20 protein-coding genes are annotated in these 23,539 nt (G+C 65.4%); 7 read left to right on the plus strand and 13 right to left on the minus strand.

All coding sequences use genetic code 11. From position 1 onward, the window contains the following. Window positions 1-315: 315 nt before the first annotated feature. From ACOGJB_RS05905 to ACOGJB_RS05930, 6 genes are read right to left on the minus strand one after another with little or no spacing between them, the layout of a single operon-like run. Entirely contained in the window at window positions 316-1,971 is a 1,656-nt protein-coding gene (locus ACOGJB_RS05905) for a hypothetical protein (protein ID WP_419839885.1), read from the minus strand. Next, window positions 1,968-2,816, minus strand: coding sequence for a phosphoadenosine phosphosulfate reductase family protein (locus tag ACOGJB_RS05910; RefSeq protein ID WP_419839886.1), 849 nt, complete (start codon window positions 2,814-2,816; stop codon window positions 1,968-1,970). Before ACOGJB_RS05910 ends, ACOGJB_RS05905 begins: the two co-directional genes overlap by 4 nt. Then, the gene (locus ACOGJB_RS05915) at window positions 2,813-3,502 is read right to left on the minus strand and encodes a hypothetical protein (protein ID WP_419839887.1); all 690 of its coding nucleotides are present in this window, start codon (window positions 3,500-3,502) and stop codon (window positions 2,813-2,815) included. The genes ACOGJB_RS05910 and ACOGJB_RS05915 overlap by 4 nt, the downstream gene beginning before the upstream one ends. Further along, on the minus strand, window positions 3,459-6,404 hold the full coding sequence (locus ACOGJB_RS05920; protein ID WP_419839888.1) for a hypothetical protein: 2,946 nt from the start codon (window positions 6,402-6,404) through the stop codon (window positions 3,459-3,461). Before ACOGJB_RS05920 ends, ACOGJB_RS05915 begins: the two co-directional genes overlap by 44 nt. Next, the gene (locus ACOGJB_RS05925; protein ID WP_419839889.1) at window positions 6,401-7,477 is read right to left on the minus strand and encodes a DUF4007 family protein; all 1,077 of its coding nucleotides are present in this window, start codon (window positions 7,475-7,477) and stop codon (window positions 6,401-6,403) included. Before ACOGJB_RS05925 ends, ACOGJB_RS05920 begins: the two co-directional genes overlap by 4 nt. Window position 7,478: 1 nt before the next feature. Further along, window positions 7,479-8,657: a cysteine desulfurase family protein gene (locus ACOGJB_RS05930; RefSeq protein WP_419839890.1), complete on the minus strand. Its 1,179-nt coding sequence runs from the start codon at window positions 8,655-8,657 to the stop codon at window positions 7,479-7,481. Window positions 8,658-8,845: 188 nt separating this feature from the next. Here ACOGJB_RS05930 and ACOGJB_RS05935 point away from each other — a divergent pair, with 188 nt between their 5' ends. From ACOGJB_RS05935 to ACOGJB_RS05955, 5 genes are all read left to right on the plus strand, one after another. Continuing rightward, window positions 8,846-9,556, plus strand: a complete 711-nt coding sequence (locus tag ACOGJB_RS05935) for a DUF3800 domain-containing protein (RefSeq protein WP_419839891.1) — start codon at window positions 8,846-8,848, stop codon at window positions 9,554-9,556. Between the two features lie 547 nt (window positions 9,557-10,103). Continuing rightward, the gene (locus ACOGJB_RS05940; RefSeq protein WP_419839892.1) at window positions 10,104-10,682 is read left to right on the plus strand and encodes a carboxymuconolactone decarboxylase family protein; all 579 of its coding nucleotides are present in this window, start codon (window positions 10,104-10,106) and stop codon (window positions 10,680-10,682) included. Between the two features lie 300 nt (window positions 10,683-10,982). Continuing rightward, entirely contained in the window at window positions 10,983-11,453 is a 471-nt protein-coding gene (locus ACOGJB_RS05945; RefSeq protein WP_419840689.1) for a phosphoribosyltransferase, read from the plus strand. Between the two features lie 56 nt (window positions 11,454-11,509). Next, window positions 11,510-11,701: a hypothetical protein gene (locus tag ACOGJB_RS05950; RefSeq protein WP_419839893.1), complete on the plus strand. Its 192-nt coding sequence runs from the start codon at window positions 11,510-11,512 to the stop codon at window positions 11,699-11,701. Between the two features lie 206 nt (window positions 11,702-11,907). Beyond that, window positions 11,908-12,837, plus strand: a complete 930-nt coding sequence (locus tag ACOGJB_RS05955) for an SPFH domain-containing protein (RefSeq protein ID WP_419839894.1) — start codon at window positions 11,908-11,910, stop codon at window positions 12,835-12,837. Between the two features lie 35 nt (window positions 12,838-12,872). Here ACOGJB_RS05955 and ACOGJB_RS05960 read toward each other — a convergent pair whose 3' ends face one another. From ACOGJB_RS05960 to ACOGJB_RS05970, 3 genes are all read right to left on the minus strand, one after another. Further along, window positions 12,873-13,781, minus strand: coding sequence for a cation diffusion facilitator family transporter (locus ACOGJB_RS05960; RefSeq protein ID WP_419840690.1), 909 nt, complete (start codon window positions 13,779-13,781; stop codon window positions 12,873-12,875). Between the two features lie 108 nt (window positions 13,782-13,889). Then, a complete protein-coding gene (locus ACOGJB_RS05965; protein WP_419839895.1) occupies window positions 13,890-14,441 on the minus strand; it encodes a Fur family transcriptional regulator in 552 nt (183 codons plus the stop codon). Next, window positions 14,411-15,241, minus strand: a complete 831-nt coding sequence (locus tag ACOGJB_RS05970; RefSeq protein ID WP_419839896.1) for a metal ABC transporter ATP-binding protein — start codon at window positions 15,239-15,241, stop codon at window positions 14,411-14,413. Before ACOGJB_RS05970 ends, ACOGJB_RS05965 begins: the two co-directional genes overlap by 31 nt. Window positions 15,242-15,314: 73 nt before the next feature. Between ACOGJB_RS05970 and ACOGJB_RS05975 the strand changes: the two genes are divergently transcribed. Together ACOGJB_RS05975 and ACOGJB_RS05980 are read left to right on the plus strand one after the other, a co-directional pair. Then, window positions 15,315-16,442, plus strand: a complete 1,128-nt coding sequence (locus ACOGJB_RS05975) for a metal ABC transporter solute-binding protein, Zn/Mn family (RefSeq protein ID WP_419839897.1) — start codon at window positions 15,315-15,317, stop codon at window positions 16,440-16,442. Window positions 16,443-16,556: 114 nt separating this feature from the next. Then, on the plus strand, window positions 16,557-17,465 hold the full coding sequence (locus ACOGJB_RS05980) for a metal ABC transporter permease (protein WP_419839898.1): 909 nt from the start codon (window positions 16,557-16,559) through the stop codon (window positions 17,463-17,465). 19 nt (window positions 17,466-17,484) lie between these two features. On the opposite strand, the gene ACOGJB_RS05985 is transcribed toward ACOGJB_RS05980, so the two are convergent. The 4 genes from ACOGJB_RS05985 to ACOGJB_RS06000 form a co-directional block, all read right to left on the minus strand. Further along, complete coding sequence (locus ACOGJB_RS05985) at window positions 17,485-18,369, minus strand: SDR family NAD(P)-dependent oxidoreductase (RefSeq protein WP_419839899.1); 885 nt, start codon at window positions 18,367-18,369, stop codon at window positions 17,485-17,487. 37 nt (window positions 18,370-18,406) lie between these two features. Beyond that, window positions 18,407-19,543 carry a nitronate monooxygenase gene (locus tag ACOGJB_RS05990; protein ID WP_419839900.1) on the minus strand — a complete coding sequence of 379 codons (1,137 nt, stop codon included), beginning with the start codon at window positions 19,541-19,543 and terminating at the stop codon, window positions 18,407-18,409. Between the two features lie 110 nt (window positions 19,544-19,653). Next, window positions 19,654-21,576, minus strand: coding sequence for a hypothetical protein (locus ACOGJB_RS05995; RefSeq protein ID WP_419839901.1), 1,923 nt, complete (start codon window positions 21,574-21,576; stop codon window positions 19,654-19,656). 143 nt (window positions 21,577-21,719) lie between these two features. Further along, window positions 21,720-23,459 (minus strand): hypothetical protein, encoded by a 1,740-nt coding sequence (locus ACOGJB_RS06000; protein ID WP_419839902.1) that lies wholly within the window; start codon window positions 23,457-23,459, stop codon window positions 21,720-21,722. Window positions 23,460-23,539 lie beyond the last annotated feature (80 nt).

Here is a 23,539-nt window from a genome sequence, read left to right on the forward strand (position 1 = left end):
TTCAAATAGCCGAATATCGTATGGCAACGGACGATCAGGGGGTTCGGTGACTCCGGATTCGCATGCTGCAGAAAGCGGCGCCGCAGGTTGTCGGAACGACCCGCGTAGATGGCATTGACCAAGTCTGCGGGAATCTGATAGTTCCTCGCGAGACGCTCTCGTTCTGTCAGCAGCAAGTAGACCCCCGGGCGAGTCGGGATGCTGTCCCGATACAGGCTGTTGAGTGGCTTGCGCCTCCATTGTGCGCCCCGAAGCACCTCGGCCAATTGGCGCCAATCAGCCGGTTCGAGGGACCAACCATCGAGAGGCATGCCCTCACCGGCTTCCGTCGTTATGCGGAGGTAGCGAACGCTCATGAGGCCGAGCCATCGCGTGTGCCCCAACTGATTGATTCGGGGCAGGTGCCACCTCGAGGTGGGTTGAATCCCGCTTCGCAGGCGCGGCAACATGCGCCTGCAACCGCCGTGCTGTTCGAACTCCGCTGAAACGTTGACCTGACGCTGTGAATTCAACGTCTCCCGCGGCAACCGAGATTTGAGCTGCTCGAGTTCGATGCTTGAATTGCTCCGGGCCGAGGAAGGAAACTTCAGCTGAGCCGTGTACCACGAGCCCGACGCTCGTCCCTGCCCTCGCTCCCAGACCCCTCAGCGCCGCCGCGATTCGGCCAATCTCGGGTCCGTGAATCGATGTCTTGCGCCAAATCACCGACACGGCAGGGCATCCCGCTGGCGACTTGACCGCAGCCGACGCCTTCCGTCCGAAGCCTGCGCCGAGCGCGACCGATACCTCAGGCGGAACGTTCGTGAGGCTGTAGCCGTGTAGGAATCTGTCCTCTACCGCGAACGTCCACACGGGTTCGCCCGCGGCCGTGACAGCGTCGGCGATGTCATCGATGACGCCCTGCACAGTGGGGGCGTGTGTGGCCTCCCGGACCCATTCATGCTCGACGACGAAGGCCGGTGTCTCCACGTAAGCCCGAACGCTGGCCTCTTTGACTCCGAACAACCGCGGGATCTCGTCGAGCAAACGGCTTAGCCTGGTGGAACCGCCGTCCTCGTTGATGCGTTGGCGAATCTCGGCTGGGATCCCCTCGTATACGTCGTCAACCCAATCGTCGAAGCCCCAGGTGGTCTTGGAAGCCCGAACTACACCCCCCATCCCCGCGAGCACGGCATCCACCCGAAACATTGGCCCTTCGATCTCCGGTCGCAGCCGATCCTCGATCTCCGCCTTCGTCGCCGGTCGGCCAATCGACATCAGTGCGGCCGCGACCTGTGCCCGGCGAGTCGACGCGAGGACCAGCACGCCACACACCCTCGTCAGTCCGGCGACCGACAGCATCTCTGCCCAGTCGTCACTCCAGCGTTGGCCCAACTCCGAGCGGCGCAGTCGTTCCTCGGCAACGCATCCGAAATCATCGCTGAACTCTCTCGCCAGCGCCGCAAGTTGACGTGCTGCGGCAACGGCTCTGCGACTCGTCCAGATTCCGCCATTATCTTGGTAGCCGAGTTCCACCATGAGTCGTCGCGAGATGATGCGGCCCGCGAGGTCGTCAGCCCCTCCCGTGAGCGCAGCGATGGCGCCTCGGAGGCGTTCATCATCCGCGAAATCGCCCAACCAGTCCGTCAGAGGCGAAATAACTTGGCCAAGAAATGGCCCGAGCGCTTCGTCGATCCGTGACCGCAGTTTCGATTCGATGCCGCGGACCCGTTCTCCGGTCCGACGAACCCAACGGCCGATTTCGGCCAAGGTTGCCGGCTCTGCAGCGGCGATGCGGTTCTTGAGCACGATTACATCGACGTCATTGGCTTCGGCGATGAGCTGCCTTACTGCGCTGGTTGCATCGCGAATGATGTCGGCAATTTCCGAGTCGTTGTCCTGACGAAGTGCCGACAGTGGCGTTGAGCTGGCCGGCTCTACCCGCCTCCCAACTGCGTCACCGTTGCTGTACCGGGACCGACCACTGCTCACAGCGCGCACACCGTGCATTGCTCGTCTGAGTCTTCTTCGTCGAATGCGTCTGCGAGGACTTCGATCAGCGGGATATTGCGTCGGGCAGTCTTGGCGCGGGCTAGAGCGGCTGCGTGGCGATCGAGGATCTCGGTACGGCGGGAGCGGAGCTGGACGAGCGTTTCGCCTCCGCTCCATGTGTATTGGCGGCCTGCCATGGCTCGATCGCCGAAGTCGGCATTGCCGTCGACGCCAGCGTCGAGCAACATTTTCTGTTCAATGGCGATGGCTCTCTCGAAGAGTTCGGGATGGCGGTCGGCGAGGCCGATCCACTCGGCCTTTCGCTGGTAGAAGCAGAAGTAGCAACCTGAGCGCGTCCGCCATTCGTAGTAGGCGGGCAGGCCGATGCCGGCATCGTCGAGGATCTGCATGACGCCGTCGTGATCGATACCGTCGTCGACGAATGGGAAACGGCTCTCAATGTTCGGCTTCGTTGAGATGTAGCCCTTGCGGTTCGCTTCGTCTGCTCGGATGGCTACGTAGGAGATTGCGGGCTCATCGCCGATCCACGCTTCGATCGGCTTGATCTTCATCACCTTGGTGCACCAGCGCATCTGCGGTGACGGCAGCGCCCCGCGGAATACCTCGAACCAGTGGTCGAACCCCCGCTCTGAGTTCAGACGGATGATCGGCTTGCCCAGGATGACTTCGAGGCGTGTCAAGAATTCGTAGGTCTCGGGAAGCTCGGCGCCCGTGTCGCAAAAGAAGTACTCCATCTCCGGCACCCGCTCGCGCAGATAGAGCGCCAGTGCGCTCGAATCCTTGCCACCGGAAATACCGCAGATGTGGCGAACCGGCGCGGTCACAGCACGCCCTCTGCGATCTTGGCCGACGGCGGGTCGGCATCGGTCCGCGCGGCGCCAGCCGGGGCCAGCAGGCGCTCTGCGAGAATCGCCAGTGCTGCGTTGTGGGCTCGTTGCGGTGAACCGACTGCTTCGGTGATTCTGGCAAGCAGGTCGTCGACTGCGGGTTCAACGGCGGATCGCTCATCGTGTGCGACGCCAACGAGGCGCGCCTCTTCGGCGCCTGAGGGATCGGTCACAGAAATGCGCAATGCCTCGAATGGCAGACCGTCGGCTGCTCGCCGCTCGGCATGCAGCGCCCTCAGCCGGTTGAACGCCGCAAGCCTCTGCGGCAGTCGCGCGCGAACAGCCGCCAAGTCTCGATCGTTCCACTCGGTCGGTGCCTTGCCTGCGAGCACGGTGGCGACTGACGCCATCCAATCGTGGTCGTCCTCGTAGACGTCGTTGGAGAGCGCCAGCACAAAGCTGCGCATCTGCGGGTCGAGCACCTCATCTATGAGTCCGACTGCTGGACCCGACACTGCAACGCGAGCACGCTCACCGGCGGCTGCGAGCAGTTCAGCGCATAGCTCGAGAATTAACTCGCGGCAGCGTCCGGTGAGCTCGTCGAGGCTGAGCGCGAGGTTGTTCGCGAATTCATCGCGATTACCCCCCCCCCCCCCCCATCTCAGGTGTGCCGACAGCGGCATCCGTCGCAGTCGCAGGAATGGGGGCGTATCCGAGAGCATCGGGCAGCGCTTCAAACAGCAGCACGTCTGGCTCAGTCGCCTCGGTGAGCGCGTCTCGTACAGCGAGCGCCCTATCGCTCAGGTGCGACGTGCAGCGAGTCCAGTTCTCGAGCCTGCGAGTTCGAGCCGCGAAGTGCCGGGTCACCGACAGCACATTACCGACCCGGCGATTGCCGATGCCGGCGTCAATGCCAAAGCGTGCCCCAAGCGCATCGAGTGCGGCCTTGCGGGGGCCGGAGACGTTCGCAAAGTGCTTGACCTCGAAGTGCTCCGGATTGCGCACCATGCGTTCCGAGAGGTCAGCCGACAGGCCGAGCTGGAAGGTGCCGTGCTCGTAGATCGCCATGCGGTCGGCACGTGCGAGCAACGCGGCGGTGACGATCACGGGGATGACACCGGCCTTCACGCCATACGGAGGCGATGCCAAGGTCATGTACAGGTCTCGGACATTGAGGCGCTTGGTCTTCGCGGACTCAAATACCTGTTCGATCGCCTGCCATGCAGGGATGAGGCGCAACCGCTCGATTTGTCGGCTGCTTTGCGATGGCTTGCTGCCGCGGCGCACTCGCGGCTTGCCGAAGATGAGATCACCGCCGGCCTTCTTGGGGCGATGCAGTCCGGCATGTTTCAGCGCCGCCTCGTACATGGCGACCTCGGGTCCGTAACCCTTGAGGCCGAGCCGATACTCGGCGCTGCGCTCGATCATGGCTTCCAGCAAGATCCGACGGGCCTTGGCTCCTTGCGAAGTCAGATCGGAGCGGTTCAGCATCTCGTTGGGTACACGCGGCGCATCTGGGTAGGCGAGATCTGCCGCTTCCGAGAGCGGCGCACTCCCCCGTCCTGGTCGCAGCACAACCCCGGCGTCGTCATCGAGCAGCACCCATCGGCAACTGTCTGTGCTGAATGCTGAAGTCACCGCCGCTTCAAGCTGTACGCGCGCCGACGCCAGCCGCTCGCCCACTTCGCGTCGGGCGACCCAGTCAGTTTCCACCTGTGGAGCCGACAGAACGTCGCTCAACGCAGCCACGGCGCGCGCAGCGCTATCTAGCGCTGCAACATCTTCGGGCAGAGCCGCAACCACCGGTTTTGACTGCAGCCGACGCACCCGGTCCGAATCGTCCAGTGCACGGCCAGAACTGCGAAGCGCTTCCTCAGAGAGCCTCGGTAGTCCGTCGCCCGGATTCGCCACCAGCAGCAGCTCACCGTCAATCGGATCGAGCGGCGCCGGCGGCACGACGGTCTCGTCGCCGTTCACGAAACGGCGGCTGAACAATCGCACCACGTCGTTCTGGGCGCTGTGTCGAGCAGCAACTACTGGCTCGAGCTCGTAGACGGCGCCGAGCACTCGGTGCAGCGGCCGATCAGTGGCTCGGTCGTATGCCGCTTCGAGCAGCTCGGAGATATTGACGTCGGATCCTTGCCAGATTCGGTATTCGTCGGCGAATGATCGGTACGTCACCAAACCGCGCTGTTCAAGGCCGGCGAGCACATCCTTCGACCCAGAGTCGACGAGGTCGAGGACAGGAGCGCTGGCCCGCACTGCGCCAGAAGCGGAGACGAGGTTCAGTAGCGCCACTGTCTTGGCGACGCGTTGCTCCGCAGACGACATCCCGTTGGCATCTCGCAGCCGGCTTGCGATCTCGGTCCATCGGCTTGAGCGACCAACGGCGCTGACGCCGGCGCCGCCCGTGGCCATGAAGTAGTCGTAAACAGCTTCGGGGCCGATCGAAGGCACGTCGTCGGAGCAGTCGACCTTGATGTCCGCTGCGAGCGAAGCCACTGTCCCTGACTCGCTGCCGGCCAAGAAGGAGAACAGCGTTCGCTCGTGCTGGCCGAATCGGTTGCACAGCTCGGGCAGAACAAGCGTCGAGACGGGGTGAAGCGGCCAGCACGCCGCGATCGTTCCTGGGTCACTGAGATCGGTGATGCCTGCCGACGCAAGCAACTTCGCATGGTGCGTGGCCCACTTGTCGATGCGCTGGTGCAGCTGTTCGTCGCTGACTCGGAACGCCTGAGCTATCAGCGCTCGCGTCTGAGGGGCCGATTCGGTGAACGCGATATCGACGAAGCGGCCTTGCACCTTCGCCCAGTCGCGACGCCGACGATCGTCGACATCGGCGAGGTATTCCTCGAACGACAAGTGCTGCAGGGTGACCACGAAGATCGGCAGCCCGGCGCCCTGCCCGGCCTCGGCCAGCCGTTGCAGGAGATAGGTGTCGCTGGACTCGTTGCCGCCTGCGGCCTCGAGGTTCTTTCCGAACTCATCGATGACGATGAGCAGTGGGTCTTGCGAGGCCATGCAGCGCGCAATCTCTACGAGTTCGCTCACCGATGGGTCAACCGGGTCTTCGGTTCGCCTGACTCGCCGCTGCGCAAGCTTGAGCAAGGACGATGCCGGGAACTCGGCTGAACCTGGAACCTTGCCGTAGCGGCGCGTCACTGCTCGATGAAGACCGCGCAGCACCGTTCGTGCAACTGGTTCACGATCGGCAGTGACCAGCGCTCGATAGAAGCCTCGCGAACGGCTGCGGTGCGCCGAAAGCGCCTGATTCAGCTTGTTCTTGGCCGTTGGCGATGCTTCTGCGATCTTGTCGAGCGCGCGATCTCGTGCGATACCCGCAGGTCCGAACGCCGCATCGAGCAGCAAACCCAGCGACGACTTGCCAGAGCCGTACGGTCCTGTGACCGACCACGCACCGCCAGCGGGCCCGAGCGCGGAAGACGCAATGCGTTCGACCACATCGAGCGCCCGCGCCGTCACTATGTAGCCGTCGAGCGGTTCGGCGTTCTCGGCGTCGCGTTCGAGGTTCGCCGATCGGGCGAACTGACGCCGGACGCTGAGCACGTCAGCCAGCACGGTCACCGCCCCGGCCCCCCGTCGCGTCGCGCCTGCCGCACATGCAAACGAGTCAGAACATCTTCCGTTACGTCGTTGTCGCTCGGTTCGTCTGCGCGAACCGTCGGCTCGTCGCCCAGAGGCCCGGCAATTGGATCAGGGGGCACGACGCCGTAGTGCTCGGACAGCAGTTCGGCCGCAACCACAGCAGCGTCGCCCTTCCATGAGAGCTGGGGCACCCCTGTCGGTGTCGTGAAGTCCAACGAGTCCGCGACCTCGACTGCCGGGGTTAGAGCCGTGAACAAGTCGGCGGCATTCAACTTGAACACGCTCGCCGGCGAGCCGCTCTCCGCGACGATTCGTTCGAGTGTGATCGTCTGGCCCGTCAGGCCGGTGCGCGCGATCCAGTCCAGCACGGCGTGTGCCGCAACCGCAGATGCCAGTGTCGGCTTCAAACCCAGCTTGTAGCGGTGGGCGCCGGTCGCCTCGGACCGGCCGACCAGACGAAGTTCCCGCAGAGGGCAGTCTGCTGCATCGTCGACAGTCGCTCGGCTAGTACGAGACGTCGGGCCATACGTGCGCATGAAAGCGCTGAGGTCCTTCTCGACCGCGGACTGGCTCGGCTCCTTCCAGTCGGGCACCGAACGCAGTTGCGTCATCACGGACCTGCCGAGATCTTCCACCTCGAACTCCACCGCATTGAAGTCGCAGAGCGCCAACCACCACACTGGCAATCGGCACGGGCGAGCCAGCAGGCGCCAGTGCAGCAGCCACAGCGATGCCGGATCCTCCATCCACGGATCCCAGCCGTCTTCACCAAACAGCGCTTCGCCAAAGCGAGTCGGCATCACGATGGTCGGCTTGCGACCCGACCGAGCGTCGGGATCAGGAACTTCGACAACCACCTTGGCCGCGAGCCCCCAGAAACGAATGGCGCGAACCATGTTCTTGCCCACGCCCAGGCGCACCGGAGCGTCCTCGCTCGCAAAGACACGCGGGTCAGCAGTAGCCGCTACATACGCCTTCCTGAACCAGCCGTAGCGAGGATGGAATGTCTCATGGCGTGCGAATACCGGCTCCGCGGCCTCGCTCAGCTGCACGTCACGCTGCCTCTGTAGTCATGAGCCGAACGTAACGAACGGCTGTGACAACCTTCTCGGCGGCGGCGGCAATTTCGCTCGATGTGGTGAATCGTCCGACGCTGAACCGCACCGACTCGAACGCCGCTTCACGCGACAGCCCCATCGCCGTCAGTACCGGCGACGGTTCGATCGCACCGGTGCTGCAGGCGCTCCCCGCGGATGCTGCGACAGGGTCCATGTTCACGAGCACGGCATCCGAATCCGTTCCGGCGAAGCGGAGGTTGGCGGTATTGGGGAGCCGACGTTCGATGTCGCCGTTCTGTTCGACCGCAGGCAGAGCGTCGATCAGCGCATCAACGAATCGATCTCGCAACGCGCCGACTCGCTCGGCTTCCGTTTCCAGCTCATTGGCTGCAAGCTCCGCAGCGACTCCCAGGCCGACGATGCCCGCGACATTCAGCGAGCCCGAGCGAAGGCCGCGCTCATGGCCACCGCCCCACAGCATCGGGTGCAAAGCAGCGAGGGCTTCACGAGTCCCGACCAGGGCGCCCACGCCCGTCGGGCCGCAGATCTTGTGACCACTCAGCGAGACCAAGTCACAGCCGAGCGTCGTCATATCGAACGGCAGCCGACCAACCATCTGGGTGGCATCGCAGTGGAACAGCGCCCCTGCCTGATGAACGATCTGGGCAATCTCCTCGATGGGATTGAGGACGCCCGTCTCGCTATTGGCAGCCATGACCGACACCATCACGGGGCGTCCCGTCTCTGCCAGCAAGTCAGCCAGCGCGTCGACGTCAACAAACCCGCCAGGCGTGACGGCGGCAGTGCGGCGCTTGCAACGACCGGTCGCGGCGAGAGCCTCTGCCGTTCGGCTGACAGATGCATGCTCCACCGCGGAGACCACCAGCATCGTTGTCGTATCCGGCTGAGATCCGTGGCTCGCCGGGGCGAATCCGCCGAGAGCGAGGTTGTTGGCCTCCGTAGCGCCGGCGGTGAAGACGACCCCACCCGGTGCTCCGCCCACGAGAGCCGCCACCTGTTCACGGGCCTCACTGACCGCTGCGGCCTGCCGCTGGCCGAATCGATGGGCTGACGACGCATTGCCGAACCCGTCGGTCATGGCTTTCGTGACAGCGTCCGCCACCCGCGGATCGCAAGGCGCGGAGGCGTTGTAGTCGAGATAGATCTCGTTCACTCATGACCCCGGGTCGGTGGCAGCACTGGCCTTGCGGCGAGCGTAAGCGAAGCACCTCCGAGCACCGGGGACCCCACGAATTTCGCTGCAGCCGGAGCGAGGTGCCATCAGCCCACATCGCAGCGGCGGATCCGGGCAGCGAGAAATTCTCAGCAGACCGCGAACGCCGGGCTCGTAGTGTCACGTCGATGGCGACCCGACTGCTGTTCTTGGACGACTCGGGCAAGCCTGCGGCGAACGACGGCACCATGGCGGTGGTCATCGGCGGTTTCTCGATCGCCGCCGAAGACGTCCCCGATCTCAGTCGGAGAATCGTGGGCGCCAAGGCGCGCTTCTATCCAAATCGCGGGAACCCGACGGACTGGGAAGTCAAGTCCACAGACACGATCTCACCGAATGCATGGAGGCGCCGCAAGAACCGCGACTTCATTGACGAGCTGACCCGCATCCTCGAGCGACTGTCATGCACTTCGTACACCGCAGGCATCCGCAAGGCCAACATGCTGCATCCGATGACGCTCAAGACCACCGTCCCGTTGCAGCTTCAGGCCCTCGTCGAACACTTCGCCGTGGAGTGCAAGACGCAGCAGGCGACCGGAATCGTGGTGTCGGACTGGTCCAATCATCAACTCGACGAACACGCCAGCCGAAGCGTCGCGAGCTATGCCGCGTCCTACCGGCTCAACATCCATCCCGGCGTCTACTACGCCAGCTCCCACACGACTCAAGCCATCCAAGCCGCCGACCTCATCGCAGGCATTCGACGCAGGGTGCTCGAAGGCGATCAGCGGTTGGCAGCAGTCGGTCGCCGACTCTCATCGCTGAGCGCCGTTGCCGACGGAAACGCATATCGCACCCATGCGTGGCGCACATTCACGAACCAGATCCTCCTGTTCTGAGGGTTGCGATCCGGTTGCATCTCTTCGTGCCCGCGCCTACAGTGGGCTTCGTCGAATGGTCCGGTTAGTAGGCGCGAGCCGAATGCAACCGACATACCGCGGCGACGGGACCCCGGACCGCACGGGGTCCCTTTTTCTGTCCTGCGCCCAGTGATGCACCAACACTGAGTCGGGCATCACGCGAATAGCCCCGATTCTTCATGAGTCTGTGGGGCGGTGCGGTGTGGGTCCGCGGAAAAGCCCCACTGGCCTTGCGGCGAGCGTAAGCGAAGCACCTCCGAACACCAGGGACCCCATGAATGACTCGCCGCGGCCAGAGTGCATCACCGTCGGCCCTCGAGACAGCTGCGGATCTCCGCAATGAATCGGGGGATGTCCTCGCTGATCCCCTGCCGAGAAGCAGCTACATCAGTCACGGCGCGATTGACTCGGCGCGCACCGCCTCCCGAGATGACGGAAGCACGGGCTGGCGACACCAACGCCGCAATTCGCCGCGAGCGATGCGAGAGTAGGGGCACTTACCGGCGAACGCTCAGGGGAGAACATCATGCGGTTGGACGACATCACACCTGAAGACTTGACACCGGAGCAGGCAGCGGTGCTCGACGCCATTCGGGGCGGGCCTCGAGCGGCCTCGGGGCGGGGCCCGAAGTTGCAGGGCCTCGTCGGGCCCTACGGCGTATGGGTGCGGGCGCCAAGTGTGGGCATCGAAGCCCAAGCGTTGGGGGCCGCGGTGCGGTTCGCGTCGTCGCTGCCCGAGAGCGTCAAGGAGGCGGCCATCTGCACCGTGGGCGCCTTCCACGGGGCCAAGTTCGAATTCGCTGCGCATCGCATCCTCGGCCTCGAAGCCGGCCTTGACCCAGCCGACCTCGAAGCGCTGCGCGTCGGCGACGCGCCGAGCTTCACCGGCGACGAGGCCACCGCCCACGCCGTCGCCGCCGAACTTCTCCGCGAGCACCGTCTCAGCGACGCCACCTACGCCACCGCCACAGAAGCCTTCGGCGAAGCAGGCCTCGTCGAGCTCGTCACCACGGTGGGCTACTACTGCCTGATCTCCCACACGCTCAACGCATTCGAGATCCCCCTGCCCGCCGACTGGGACGACCCCTTCCCCGACCAAGCCTGACCAATCAGCACCGACCACTCCCTCGAATGAGGCGCGCCGCGAAGCTCCATGAGCCGGTCATGGGACTCGCTACACCCCCACCCCGAATAGTGCGGGAATAGTGGCGGAGCGCGGCTGCCGACACACAAAACCGCAGGTCAGGGACGTGATACGAACATTTGTTGGTACCCCCTAAAGGTACCGGAATAGTGCGGGAACAGTGCGGGTGGTCGATTGCGCGCATAAGTTCGGGGTGAGTCGGGACGCAAAGACCGGGGAGGGCACGTGGGCGAGGCGACTGACGCGCAGGAACGAGAAGTCATGGACTGGCGGCGCTACGGCATGGCCGTGCGTGGGCTGGCGCAGATGATCGCCGATGACGGCTACCGGCCCCAGATGATCCTGGCCATTGCCCGGGGCGGGCTGTTCTGCGCGGGCTCGCTCGGCTACGCGTTGTCGGTCAAGAACATCTACGTCATGAACTGCGAGTACTACACCGGCGTCGACGAGCGGCTCCAGGTGCCGATCATGCTGCCGCCCACGCCCGACCTGGTCGACCACCGCGACTCCGACATCCTCATCGCCGACGACGTGGCCGACACCGGCCACACGCTCAAGCTGGTGTACGACTTCTGCCTGCCTCGGGTGCGCAGCGTGCGCACCGCTGTGCTGTACGAGAAGCCGTGGTCGACCGTCACCTGCGACTGGGTGTGGCAGCGCACCGACCTGTGGATCAACTTCCCTTGGTCCACCGAGCCCCCCGTCGTCACCGACGAGCAAGCCCGCGCCTGAAACGCTGCTGCTGACCCTGGAGCCGCGTTCGCACACGGGCCGTGAGCGTCTCATGCATGACCATGCAGCCGGCGTCCGCGATACGAACGATCGTGGAGGGCCCCACCCGGCCGCCGCTGGCCGCCTGCCCGACAAACGAGGACGACCACTTCACCGATGAGACCCCCCGAATAGAACGCGAAGAGAACATGACGACTCGGCTCGTCACGAAAAACCGCAGGTCAGAGGCCCGAGACGAACACTTGTAGGTACCCCCAAAGGAACCGGAATAGTGCAGGAATAGTGTCGGGCACTTGCAACGCGACGCGAAACCGCAGGTCAGAGGCTTGATGCGAACACTTGTAGGTACCCCTCAAGGAACCCGAATAGTGCAGGAATAGAGCAGGAATGGTGCGGGGGCGCAGCGGGGCGGACTGAACGGCCCCGCGACGCCGCCCCCGGCCGCCGTGGCAGGATGGCGCCCATGACCGATGCCACCGATTCCGACGCTGCTCCGAGCACGACTGGCTCGCAGGCCGTGACGGCCCACTCTGCGCGCACCAAGCCGGGCGTGCTCGGCGTGCTAATAGCGCTGGCAGGGCTGGTGGTGGTGGCAGCGGGCATCGTGGGCGTGGCCGTCGTGGCGTGGCCGTTCGTGTTCCTGCTGCCTGTCGGAGCGATTTTCTTCGTCGGGGCTCTGCCGGGCCAATACCTCGTGCAGCCCAACGAGGCGCTCGTGCTCATTCTGTTCGGCCGGTACCGGGGCACCGTCGAGCGGCCCGGCTGGCATCTGGCCAATCCCTTCACCCGCATGGAGTCGCGCAAGATCTCCCTGCGGGTACACAACTTCACGACCAGCGTGTCCAAGGTGAACGACGCCGAGGGGAACCCCATCGAGATCTCTGCGGTGGTCGTGTGGCGAGTGGTGGACACCGCCGCTGCAGTGTTCGAGGTCGACGACTTCGAGGACTTCGTCTTCGTCCAGAGCGAGACCGCCATTCGCCATCTCGGAACGCAGTACCCCTACGACGACTTCGAAGGCGACCGGGTGTCGCTGCGTTCGGACCCCGACATCGTCGGCGCCACGCTCCACGAAGAGGTGCAGGAACGCCTCGAACGGGCCGGGGTCGAAGTCATCGAGACCAGGCTCAACCACTTGGCGTACGCCACCGAGATCGCCGAGGCCATGCTGCGCCGCCAGCAGGCTGCCGCAGTGGTTGCTGCGAGACGCACGATCGTGGAAGGGGCCGTCGGCATGGTGGAGGATGCGCTGGAGCTGCTTGCGCAGCGCTCGGTGGTCGAACTTGACGAGCAGGCCAAAGCAGCCATGGTGGCCAACCTGCTGGTCGTGCTCACCAGCGAACAGCAGACCACCCCGGTCGTCAACACCGGCGCCTCGGCCTAACGCGCCGACACAGCGTTCGCTCCCCTTTCGCCCGGCTAGGCGTGCTCGCGGAGGCTGGCGCGGTCGAGGTGATGATCCTCGGTGCAGTCGGCTTCTGAGGTCTCGAGCTGCAGCGTCACATGCGAGATGCCATGCCGATCCTTCGCGACCTGTCGCAACTCGGCGAGGACGGCTCCGTGGTCGGCACCGTGGTCGGGGTCGGTGAGCACGTGAGCGCTCATGGAGACGTAGCCCGAGGTGACGGCCCACACGTGGATGTCATGCATCACCGTGACGCCGGGCACATCTTCCATGTCGGCACACAACTCGTCGAGATCCACGTCGGAGGGCACACCGTCGATCAGCACTTCGAAGACCGACGTCACCAACTTCCACGAACTCAGCACGACGAGCGCTGCGATCAGCAGGCTCAACCCAGGGTCGACCCACCACCAGCCGAAGATGAGGATCGCCGCGGCAGAGATCATCACAGCCACCGACACCATCAGGTCGGCGAGGACGTGCCGGAACGCCGCCTCCACATTCAGGTTGCCGGGTGAGGAACCGTGCAGCAGGTACGCCGCTGCGATGTTCACCGCCAGGCCGGTGCCGCCGACCGCCAGCACCCAACCGCCGGCAACCTCAACCGGATCGCCGCCGAAACCGTCGATGAAGCGTCCGATGGCGGCCCAGCCGATCCACGCTGCAATCACCCACAACATGAGGGCATTGGCGGCCGCTGCGAGCACCTCGGTTCTCTCAAGACCGAACGTGCGCTTCATGGAGGCGGGGCGTTGCGCAGCCCACGTGGCCAGCAGGGCCAGACCGATGGCGGCTGAGTCGGTGAATGCGTGACCGGCGTCGGCCAGCAGGGCCAGGCTTCCAGAGAAGACGGCGCCGACCACCTCGGCCGCAACAATGACGACGGTCAGCGCAAGCGCAGCCTTGAGCCGTCGACGGGACACTTCCCGCAAGTCGTGGTGATGCTGGTGTGCGATGCGATTCAGCCTATGACAGGCACTCCGAATCTCTTGGCACGCCCCGAGTCAGCCCGCCGGCCTCAGCGACCGGCCTCAGCGAGCAGCTTCGCAGTCGGCGCAGCGACCGAAAAGGTCCAGGTTGTGGTGCAGCGGCACGAATCCTGCCTCGCTCGCAGCTGCAGCGAGCGAGGCGTCGATGCGCGCCTCAGTCTCGCTGTCGAGTTCGACGTCGGTGATCGCACCGCACGCCACACAGATCAGGTGATGGTGATGGCCGAGCAGCGATTCCGCCAGCTCGAAGTAGGCGCGCTCGCCTCCTGTCTCGAGGCGTTGCACCACTCCGCATCGTTCCAGCGCCTCCAGATTCCGATAGGCCGTGCTGCGGGCGAGATCGGGGGCCATTGACTCGATGTCCGGCAGCCTGACCGGCCTGGCCGCACGGGCGAGCGCCTCGACGAGTCGGCGGCGGCCACTCGTGTAGCGCTGCTCGGCCTCGCTCAGGCGGCCTGCGACGGCTTCGTGAAGTTCGCCCAGATTCCTCGACCAGGTGCGCGGGGTGCTGCTGACGTGCGCTTCGCCGCCAGCGTCGGGCGTCGCACGCGCCGCCACGCCCGTCACGGCCGTGCTCTCGGCCCGAGCGTCCACACCGACTCTCCGGCGATGTGACTGGAGCGGCCGAATTCGGCATCGTGCGTGTGCCCTGGCTCTTCGAGGACCAAGAGCGATGACGTCGTGTCGCCCTCGCCGACTTCCAGGCGCGTGAGTGCGTTGGCCCCGAACGCTGCGGCCATGTTCTCTTCGTTGAGCACCTCCGCAGGCGTGCCGTCCGCCAGAACAGCGCCCTTCAGCAGCACGATCCGCTCGCATAGGCGCGCTTCGCTGAGATGGTGCGTCGACAGCACGACCAGCTTGTTGCGCATCCGCTCGGCATCGACCACTTCGAGCACGATGTCCTGGCTCGGGATGTCGAGGCCCGTGATGGGCTCATCGAGCAGCAAGCAGTCGGCCTGTGAGGAAAGTGCAGAAGCGATGAGGACCCGTTGGCGCTGCCCGCCCGACAGGTGGCCGAAGGACCGCCGCCGCAGGTCTGCCACCTGCAGCCTTTCGGCTGCGACGTCCATCGCGTCCCGGTCGGCCTTCCGCATGCGACCCAGCAGGCCGCGCTCTCTGAAGCGCCCGATCATCAGCACTTCGCTCACCGTCATCGGCATGAATGCGTGCGGGTGGTGGTGCTGGCTGACGTAGCCGACGGTGATCTCGTAGTCCTTGCGAACACTCCCCGTCGTCGGCGTGAGCAATCCGGCAAGCACTCGGAGCAGCGTCGTCTTGCCCGAACCGTTCGAGCCCATGAGAGCCACCGCGGCGCCCGAATCGAGTCTCATCTTCTCGACGGTGAGAGCTTGTCGATTGCCGAAGGACACCTTGACGTCATCGAGTGTGAACACGTCAGCGCTGTCTTTCTCGGCTCAGGTGGGCCTTGGATTGATAATGGGAATGAGTCTCACTATAGTTCTCGCCGTGCGCGTACCCGAACACGACTCCATCAGTGTGCCCCCCCTCGACCCCCGTTGCCGCCGTCGGCTCGCGACCCGACGATCCGGCCGGATCCTGGCGGCAGCCGCCGCATGTGCGTTGATCGCAGCTGCATGTACGGGTGGCGACGACTCATCAGATGCGGCCGCAGATTCGGACGCTCCCACCATCGTCGCAACGACGAACATCTGGGCCGATGTCGTCGAGAACGTCACGTGCAACGGCTTGGTGCATGTCAAGTCCCTCATGCCGCCCGGAGCCGATCCGCACACGTTCGAGCCCTCGCTGCGCGACAGAGCAGACATGGCGAACGCAAGTCTCGTCGTCGCCAATGGCCTGGGTCTTGAGGAGTCGCTCGAGGACACCCTCGATGCTGTGGCGGCGGACGGGACACCGGTGTTTTTCATCGGCGACCATCTCGACCCGATAGTCGTCGGCGAATCCGGCTCGGGCGACGGCCACGACGAAGACGATCACGACGAGTCAGACCACGACGACGACGGCCACGACAACGACGATCACGACGAGTCAGACCACGACGACGACGGCGAGCACGGCCACGATCACGCCGGCGGTGCCGATCCGCACATCTGGTTCGACCCGGTTCGAATCTCAGGCACCCTCGATGAACTCGCCCATGAGATCGCCGAGACGACCGGTCTCAGCGAGTCGGAAATCGAAGCCTGCGCCTCCAAATACCGTGAGGCGCTCGACGACGCACACCACGAGACACAGGACATCGTGGCCGATCTCGAGCCCAGCCACCGGGTGCTCGTCACCAACCACGATGCGCTCGGCTACTTCGCAGACCGCTACGGCTTCCGCGTCGTCGGCTCCGTGATCCCGGCCGCGACGACGGCTGCGGAAGCCAGCATCGCTCATCTCGAAGCGCTCGCCGAGATCATCGAGCACGAGGGCGTCGCCGCGATCTTCAGCGAGACAACCCACTCCACCGAGACCGCAGAGCAGTTGGCCGCCGAGATCGGCGATGTCCAGGTTGTCAGCCTGGATACCGGAAGCCTCGGGCCGGCCGGCAGCCCCAGTGACACCTACATCGGGTTGCTGACCAGCAATACCGCAGCCATCGTCGCAGCCCTTCAATCGGACGGCTGAACACCTCGCCGTCATTGACACACACCCGGCATCTCAGCGTCCGGGTGACCCACGAGCGAATACGGTTCCGGGCGGGTGCGCACCGCGCCACGAGGCGCGGTTTCAAGGAGCGATGTGGAATTCCTGACCGATCCGTCCGGGTGGTGGGTCGAGCCGTTTGTTGACAACGTCTTCATGCGCCGGGCGCTGTGGGCGGCGCTGCTCGCAGTGCTCACGACCTCGGTGGTCGGGACGTGGGTAGTGCTGCGAGGGCTGACGTTCCTCGGCGACGCCTTCGCCCACGGCGTGCTGCCAGGCATCGCGTTCGCGTACATCATCGGCTTCAGCACGACGCTCGGGGCGCTGGCCGCAGCTCTGCTGATGGTGGCCGGCGTCCATCTGATACGCAACTTCTCGCCGCTGTCGGAGGAAACCTCGATCGGTGTGCTGTTTGTGGGGTTCCTGGCGCTGGCGGTCGTGATCATGTCGAGCGGCGCAGGGGCCTACTCCGGCGACCTCACCCGCTTTCTGTTCGGCTCGATCACCGGCATAGACAGCGGCGACCTCCGGCGCCAAGCCATCGCCGCCGCTGTCTCGGTGGGATGCACCGTCCTCCTGCACCGGGCCCTATTTGTCGCAACGTTCGACGAGGCCCAGGCGCAGCTCGCGGGGATGCGGCCGAAACTGGCCCACGCGGCACTGCTGGCCCTGCTGGCCATCGCCATCGTGTCGTCATTCGAAGCTGTGGGCAGCCTGCTCGTGTTCGCCTTCCTCGTGGCCCCGGCGGCAACGGCAAGCCTGCTGGTGCGCAGAGTGCCGCGCATCATGATGACCGCAGTCGTGCTCGGTGCGATCGCCGCGCTGGTTGGGTTGCTCGTCAGCTACCACCACGACACGGCCGCCGGTGCCACGATGGCGCTTGCGACAGTGATCATGCTGTTGGTGACGCTGGCAGTGACCGGAGTGGTCAGGGCATTGCGTCGTCCTCCGCCCGATCAGCAAGACGCTGCGGCGGACGAGCCTGCGCCCCACCACTCGCACTGAAGGGTGAGCCAGGCGGGCGCTAGTCCTCGCCGTCGGTGAAGCTCGTGAAGATCGTCGGGTTCTCGAGGTCCGCCAGCTGCTGGTTGCGGTGGTTGACCTCAGCGAGCAGCTCGGGATGGGACAGCACCCAAAAGCGCCGCTCGTACATCGCCTCGATCACCTTCGCGGCGACCTGCGATGGATCCATGCCGCGCTCCAGCGCCGCAGCGATGTTGGCGTTGCGGCGGCGCGCATCCGCTGTCTCCGACGGTGCCTCGCCCTCGGGGCGCGGCCGACGTTGACGACGCAGCTCTTCTGGACGGTTCCGTTGCGCGGTCGCGATGTTGGTTCGCACCACCCCAGGGCACAGCACCGACACACCCACATCGGCGTTGCGGTCACGCTGCATCTCGAGGTGCAGCGTCTCCATGATCGCCACCACGCCGTACTTGGCGGCGTTGTACGGGCCGAGCCCCGGCACCGACATGAGCCCCGCCACCGAGGCAGTGCTCATGATGTGGGATTCCTCCGCCTCGATGAGATGGGGCAGGAAATGGTGGACGCCGTGGATCACGCCCCACAGGCAGACATCGACCACCCACTGCCAGTCGACGAGCTGCTGGTTTCGGATCAGCCCTCCCCCGCCGACGCCGGCGTTGTTGCACACCATGTGCACGGCGCCGAAGCGGTCAATGGTGGCTTGCGCCAGTGCGCCGACCGAGTCGGCATCGGTCACGTCGGTGATGACGCCCAGCGCTTCGACGCCCCGGTCGGCAACCTCGGCCTCGGCGGCACGCAACGGCGCCTCCTCGATATCGGCCAGCACCACATTGGCGCCCTCACCGGCAAACCCCAGTGCCAGGGCTTTGCCGATTCCCGAAGCCGCCCCGGTCACCACCGCGACGCGTCCCGTCATCGTCTCCATGTCTGTCCCCCTTTTGCGATGTCTGCTGAGCCCGGCGTCAAGCGTTGAGCTGCTCGAAGCGCTCCATGACGTCGAGATACTCGCTGATCATCTCTTCGACGACCCGCGTGGCCGAGATCGACTCGTTGAGCTGCCCGACCACCTGGCCCACGAAGTAGTTGGCCAGCTCGACCGCACCCGTGTTGGACGGGTTCATGGCGGCCCGATCGATGCGGCGGCTGGCCGCGCCGATCAGCATCGGCTGCAGCGGCATCGGCAGCGTTCCCGGCGAGTTCTCGCCCTCCCACTCGTCGGTCCATGCTGAGCGGAGCTGACGTGCTGGCTTGCCGGTGCGAGACCGTGACCTCAGAGTGTCCGACGAACCGGCCGCCAGGAATTTCTCCTTCACGACCGGGTGCGTCTCGGCTTCCTGGGTGGTGAGCCACACCGAACCGCACCACACGCCCTGCGCGCCCAGTGCCAGCGCGGCTGCGACCTGGCGGCCGTTGCCGATGCCGCCCGCGGCGAGCACAGGCACCGGCGCGATGGCATCCACCACTTCGGGCACCAGCACCATCGAGGCGATGTCGCCGGTATGGCCGCCGGCCTCGTGGCCCTGAGCGATCACGATGTCGACGCCGACGGCAACATGGCGCTCGGCGTGCACCTTCTTGCCCGCCAGCGCTCCCACCAGCACGTCGTTGTCGTGCGCCCGTTTGATCATGTCGGGCGGCGGCGGGCCGAGCGCGTTCACGGCCAACCGGATCGGGTAAGAGAACGCCACGTCCATCAACGGCACTGCCTGCGCGTAGGTCATGGGCGGCTCGGAGTCGCCGGCGATTGCGCCGGGCTTGTCTTCAGCCGGCAGCGGCGGCACGTCGTAGCGCTCCATCATGTCGTCGAGGAACTCACGGTGCTGTGGCGGGATCATCGCCTTGAGGTCCTTGACCGACAGCTCGCCCTCGGTCTTGCCCTCGTATTTGGCGGGCACGATGATGTCCACGCCGAAGGGCCGGCCGCCCACCTCGTCGGTGATCCAGCCCATGTCGATGTCGAGCTGTTCTGGCGTGTGACCCGCTGCGCCGAGCACGCCGAAGCCGCCCGCCTTGGTCACAGCCGCCACTACGTCCCGGCAATGTGTGAAGGCGACGATCGGAACGTCGCAGCCGAGCATCTCGCACACAGGAGTCTTCATGCCCCGAAACTACCGGCGCACGGCCACCCGCCGCAGCGCCGCCGCAATGACCACCGCTTCTGGCAGGACCCGTAGCCCGAGCGGAACCTCAACGCAGCCGCTTGCACGGTTCACCGAACTCGGGCGACGAACCAACGCTGGCCCACGGACGCTGCGCTTCGCTCGATGGACTGCTCCGTCTCGAAGACGGAGTCCCTTCCGTCGGCACTGAGTGCGCCACTGAGTGACCCAGAGTCGCTGGCTCCAACCGAGGTGAAGGCCCGCACCGACGCGATCACGAAGTCCGAGCCGACGGCGACGACGACGTGCGCCTCGACATCCCCAAGGCCGAAGGCTTCCCGAGCGTCCTGCCATCCCCAATCAGTGCCGTCGCTCGACCATCCCACCCACAGGTCCATGTCGGGCCAATCTGGCGAGTCCAGCGCGGCACCAACGACGGCTTCGAGATCCGCAAGCGTGAAGGTCACCAGTTCCTCGCCGGTGACGGGGTCCTCGAACGTCAGCTCAAAGATGTCGCCGTCATCCACCTCTCGCACGCCCTCGGGAAGCTCACCGCTCTCGATGATCTCGGGGCCGAACTCGTACACCGGCTCGTCGGCCACCATGTCCCACAGAGAAATCCCGCCCTCTGGCTCTCCGTATCGCAGCTCGTAGCCGTCCTTGGCGACCCGACCAGTTGGCAGGCCGGAATCGTCGCTGGTGCCCGCCGGGGGATCAGGCGGCGGCGGGAACGCCAACGTCGCGAGGCCCGCGGGGCCAACGCTGAACTCGCCCGAACTGCTGAGCCTCCCGAGCCAGGTGGTCGTGTGGTCTGCTCCGTCCGTGCCCCATTTCGTGACGTGGCTCTCGGTTCCGTCGGAGCTGACAATCCACACGGCGCCGTCAGCCCCGAGGGCCGTGGAATTGACCCAGCCTGGTACCAGAGACGGATCGAGCAACTCAGACGTCCAGTCCTCACCGTCGGGCGACGTGAGCCTTCTGACCTCTTCCCTGCCGGTCAGGGTGAGCAGCACGAAGCCGTCGTCGTTTCCGACAGCGCTGGTGCGCCACCCCTCGAGCGTCGCCACTTCGGAGAGCTCCGCGCCCGTGCCCGAGTAGACGCGGATGGACTCACCGGAGATCGGACTCCCCATGATTGCAAGCTGTTCGGCTGACAAGTCGAGTTCATCGACCGTGAACCTCAGTTCGTTCTCGCCTGTCCGCTGCGGGCTCTCGTCGTGCGAGTCGGCCTCCGGGGACTCCTCGAACAACCAGACATCGACCTGACCGCCGCCGACCGAGATTCCGTGTACCTCTGCGCCTGCGGGAATCAGTCCCCGATCGGCGAGGAGCGCTTGTATATCCAGGTCGAGATGGGTGGTGGTGAGCGCAACAACCTGCGCACCTGACGTGGCGACTGCGATCACCCTCACGTATGCGATTGCGTACTCAGGCAGGTCGGGCGGGTCGATCTGAAGCGTCGCTTCGGTCCAGCTGACGCCCCGATTGTCGGAGATGTAGATCCGGCCGCTGAGGTCGAAGTCACTCGGATCGTCGTACGACCATCCAGCGACCGCCCAGCGAGCACCGGTCAAGTCGAGGGTGTGCGGCGACAGGCCAGACGGCAGCGGCACCGCCGACCAATCGGAGCCGTCTGAAGTGCTCAAGAGCTGCGACTCACCCGACGGCACTTCGCCGCGGATCACGACCCGGCCGTCGCCGATCGAGAACAACGTGCCAGAACCGTCGATGGCCGGGTCGAATTCGGTCCACTGCAGGACCGGACCGGTGGTCATGTCCTCGGGCGACAGAGCTCCCGCAGCAGCGACATTGCCCGTGCTCGATGCCGCATCTGCGTTATCGGACGGCGCGTCCGCCCGTGACGGCACGACTTCAGCGTCCACCGTCTCGATGCGCTGAGCGGTGCTTTGCTCCGCCTCGACTTCGACAGCCTGCTCGGCCCCGTCGCTCCCCTCGGCGGAGACAACACCGCTCTCAGTGCCGCCGCATCCCGCCAAGGCCCAAGCCGTAGCCATGACGCCGAGCGCCGCCATCAGGCACTTCGCAGCTTCAGTACCTCGACCACACGTCACTGAGCCGAGAATAGCTTCGCACCGATCACCCCGATCAGCAGCTCTCGCACCGTCGGGCGCCAGAAACGCGTCGCATCCAACGGTGCCCATTTCTCCAGAAACGGTCAGGGCAGCTGGGCGACGAACAGGCGAGGTGCCGCTGGCGGATCCGTGTCGGCGTCGTCATCGGCGCCTGCGGCGGCGAACCGGGACGGTGCGGAAGGCTGCAGAACTGCGACGACGTATTCGGTGCCGACCGCGAGGCTGAGCTCTGCTCCAGCATCACAGGTGTCGAACGCTTCGGGGAGCGCTTGCCAGCCCCAGTCGACGCCGTCCGCGGACCAGCCGACCCACGGCCAGAATTCCGGGAAGGTGCCTGCGGCCCATTCCAGCCGCAGCCCCTGCCGCTGCACAAAGACGCCCGGTCGGCCGGACGTCCACCAGCACGTTCCGAACACCGGCTGGAGATCGAGGGCGTCGAACGAGACGAGTTCATCGGCCGAGTCGGGATCGTCGAAGACCAGCGTGTATGACGAGCCTTCGCCCCGCTGATGCGTGCCGTCGGGCGTGTCGAGGCCGTCGACAAAGCGACTCTCGAACACATACACCGCCTTGTCCGAGGTCACGTCCCACAACGTCACACCCCCGGGCGGTTCGTCGTAGCGAAGCTCGTAGCCGTCTTTCGCTGCTCGCCCGGCTCGGGCGTACGACCAGCCATCTGGCATCACCAATCTGGCAGTCGCCGCAAGGCCGGCCGACCCCACCCCCAACAAATCAGTGGAGCTGAGGCGGTCGAACTCCGCCATCCCAACGGGAGGCTGGCCGGCGGATTCTCGGGTGATGCGCACCCGTCCGCGCTCGGAGCCTTCCCGCCACGAGGACCACACAGCGCCTGTCGGGTCGACTGCCGATGTCTCTCGACTCGAGCCCTCGGAATACTGCACGAACGGTTCGGACTGCCATTCGCGGCCATCAGGCGAGGTCAGCTTCATCAGTTCTTCGGTGGTGACGACCAAGATGACGCCGTCGGATGCTGGCCCCGGTGGCGCCTGCGGCTGCGGTGCCACGTGTGACCAGTCGTCAGTCAGCACGGTGAAACCGCCCTCTGTCCACCTCCCGACTGCGTCCGAGCCTCCTGTTGCCGCCATGTGAGCGAGGGTTGTGCCCTCACCGCCGAAGAGATGAATGCGTGCATCGCTCTGGTCACGTTCGATGGCGTCTACCTGCTCGGGACTGAGCGCTAGCTCCGCATACGACAGATGGACCTCGGATACGTCGGGAGCATCCGCGTTGTTGCCCAAGCGACGGAACTCAACGGCGATCGAATCCTCGTCCAGTGTCCAGTAGGCCACGAACATGCCGTCTGGGATCCGACCTCGGTCAGCAAGGAGTGACGCGAGATCGAACGTGGTGAAGCTGAGCACAGCAACGACAATCTGACGGCCCGATGTCAGCGCCTCCACCACACGCATTGACCGAGATGCGTATTCCGGCAACGGCGCGCCCGGCATCTGCTCGAGCGTCGCCTGGGTCCAGTTCACACCGTTGTCGTCACTGACAAACACGTCGCCGAAGGTCTCGGCGTCATCGCTGTGAATGCCGAGGGGCGCACCGATGAGGACCCATCGATCGCCGTCGGCGTCCGCGGCGAGGGGTACGACACCGTCGGGCACCGGCAGCGCCGTCCACTCTTGTCCGTCGTCGGTAACGCGAACGGCGAACGCTCCTGTGGGCTCACGACCGCCGACCGCGACGCGACCGTCGCTCGTGGTCTCCGCAAACAACACAGACTCGAGTTCGAAGTCCAGCTCGGTCCACTGCAGGATTGGACCAGTGGACAGGTCGGCGGGCGCCGGGACCGCCACGTTGCTAGGCGTGCAGCCCGCGAGGCTCGATGCGGCTGCGGCGACAAGAAGCAGAAGACCCACGCGCCGCCGAGCAGTTC

The organism is Candidatus Poriferisodalis sp. (assembly GCF_965208895.1).
Lineage (GTDB): Bacteria > Actinomycetota > Acidimicrobiia > Acidimicrobiales > Poriferisodalaceae > Poriferisodalis.

Excerpts from the sequence above, each read along its gene's own strand:
- ACOGJB_RS05955 (WP_419839894.1), top strand. The coding sequence starts at position 11,908 with ATGGCGCCCATGACCGATGCCACCGATTCCGACGCTGCTCCGAGCACG.
- ACOGJB_RS05915 (WP_419839887.1), bottom strand. The coding sequence starts at position 3,502 with ATGCCGCTGTCGGCACACCTGAGATGGGGGGGGGGGGGGGGTAATCGC.
- ACOGJB_RS05985 (WP_419839899.1), bottom strand. The coding sequence starts at position 18,369 with ATGGAGACGATGACGGGACGCGTCGCGGTGGTGACCGGGGCGGCTTCG.
- ACOGJB_RS05950 (WP_419839893.1), top strand. The coding sequence starts at position 11,510 with ATGACCATGCAGCCGGCGTCCGCGATACGAACGATCGTGGAGGGCCCC.
- ACOGJB_RS05935 (WP_419839891.1), top strand. The coding sequence starts at position 8,846 with ATGGCGACCCGACTGCTGTTCTTGGACGACTCGGGCAAGCCTGCGGCG.
- ACOGJB_RS05945 (WP_419840689.1), top strand. The coding sequence starts at position 10,983 with ATGGACTGGCGGCGCTACGGCATGGCCGTGCGTGGGCTGGCGCAGATG.
- ACOGJB_RS05990 (WP_419839900.1), bottom strand. The coding sequence starts at position 19,543 with ATGAAGACTCCTGTGTGCGAGATGCTCGGCTGCGACGTTCCGATCGTC.
- ACOGJB_RS05995 (WP_419839901.1), bottom strand. The coding sequence starts at position 21,576 with ATGGCGGCGCTCGGCGTCATGGCTACGGCTTGGGCCTTGGCGGGATGC.
- ACOGJB_RS05940 (WP_419839892.1), top strand. The coding sequence starts at position 10,104 with ATGCGGTTGGACGACATCACACCTGAAGACTTGACACCGGAGCAGGCA.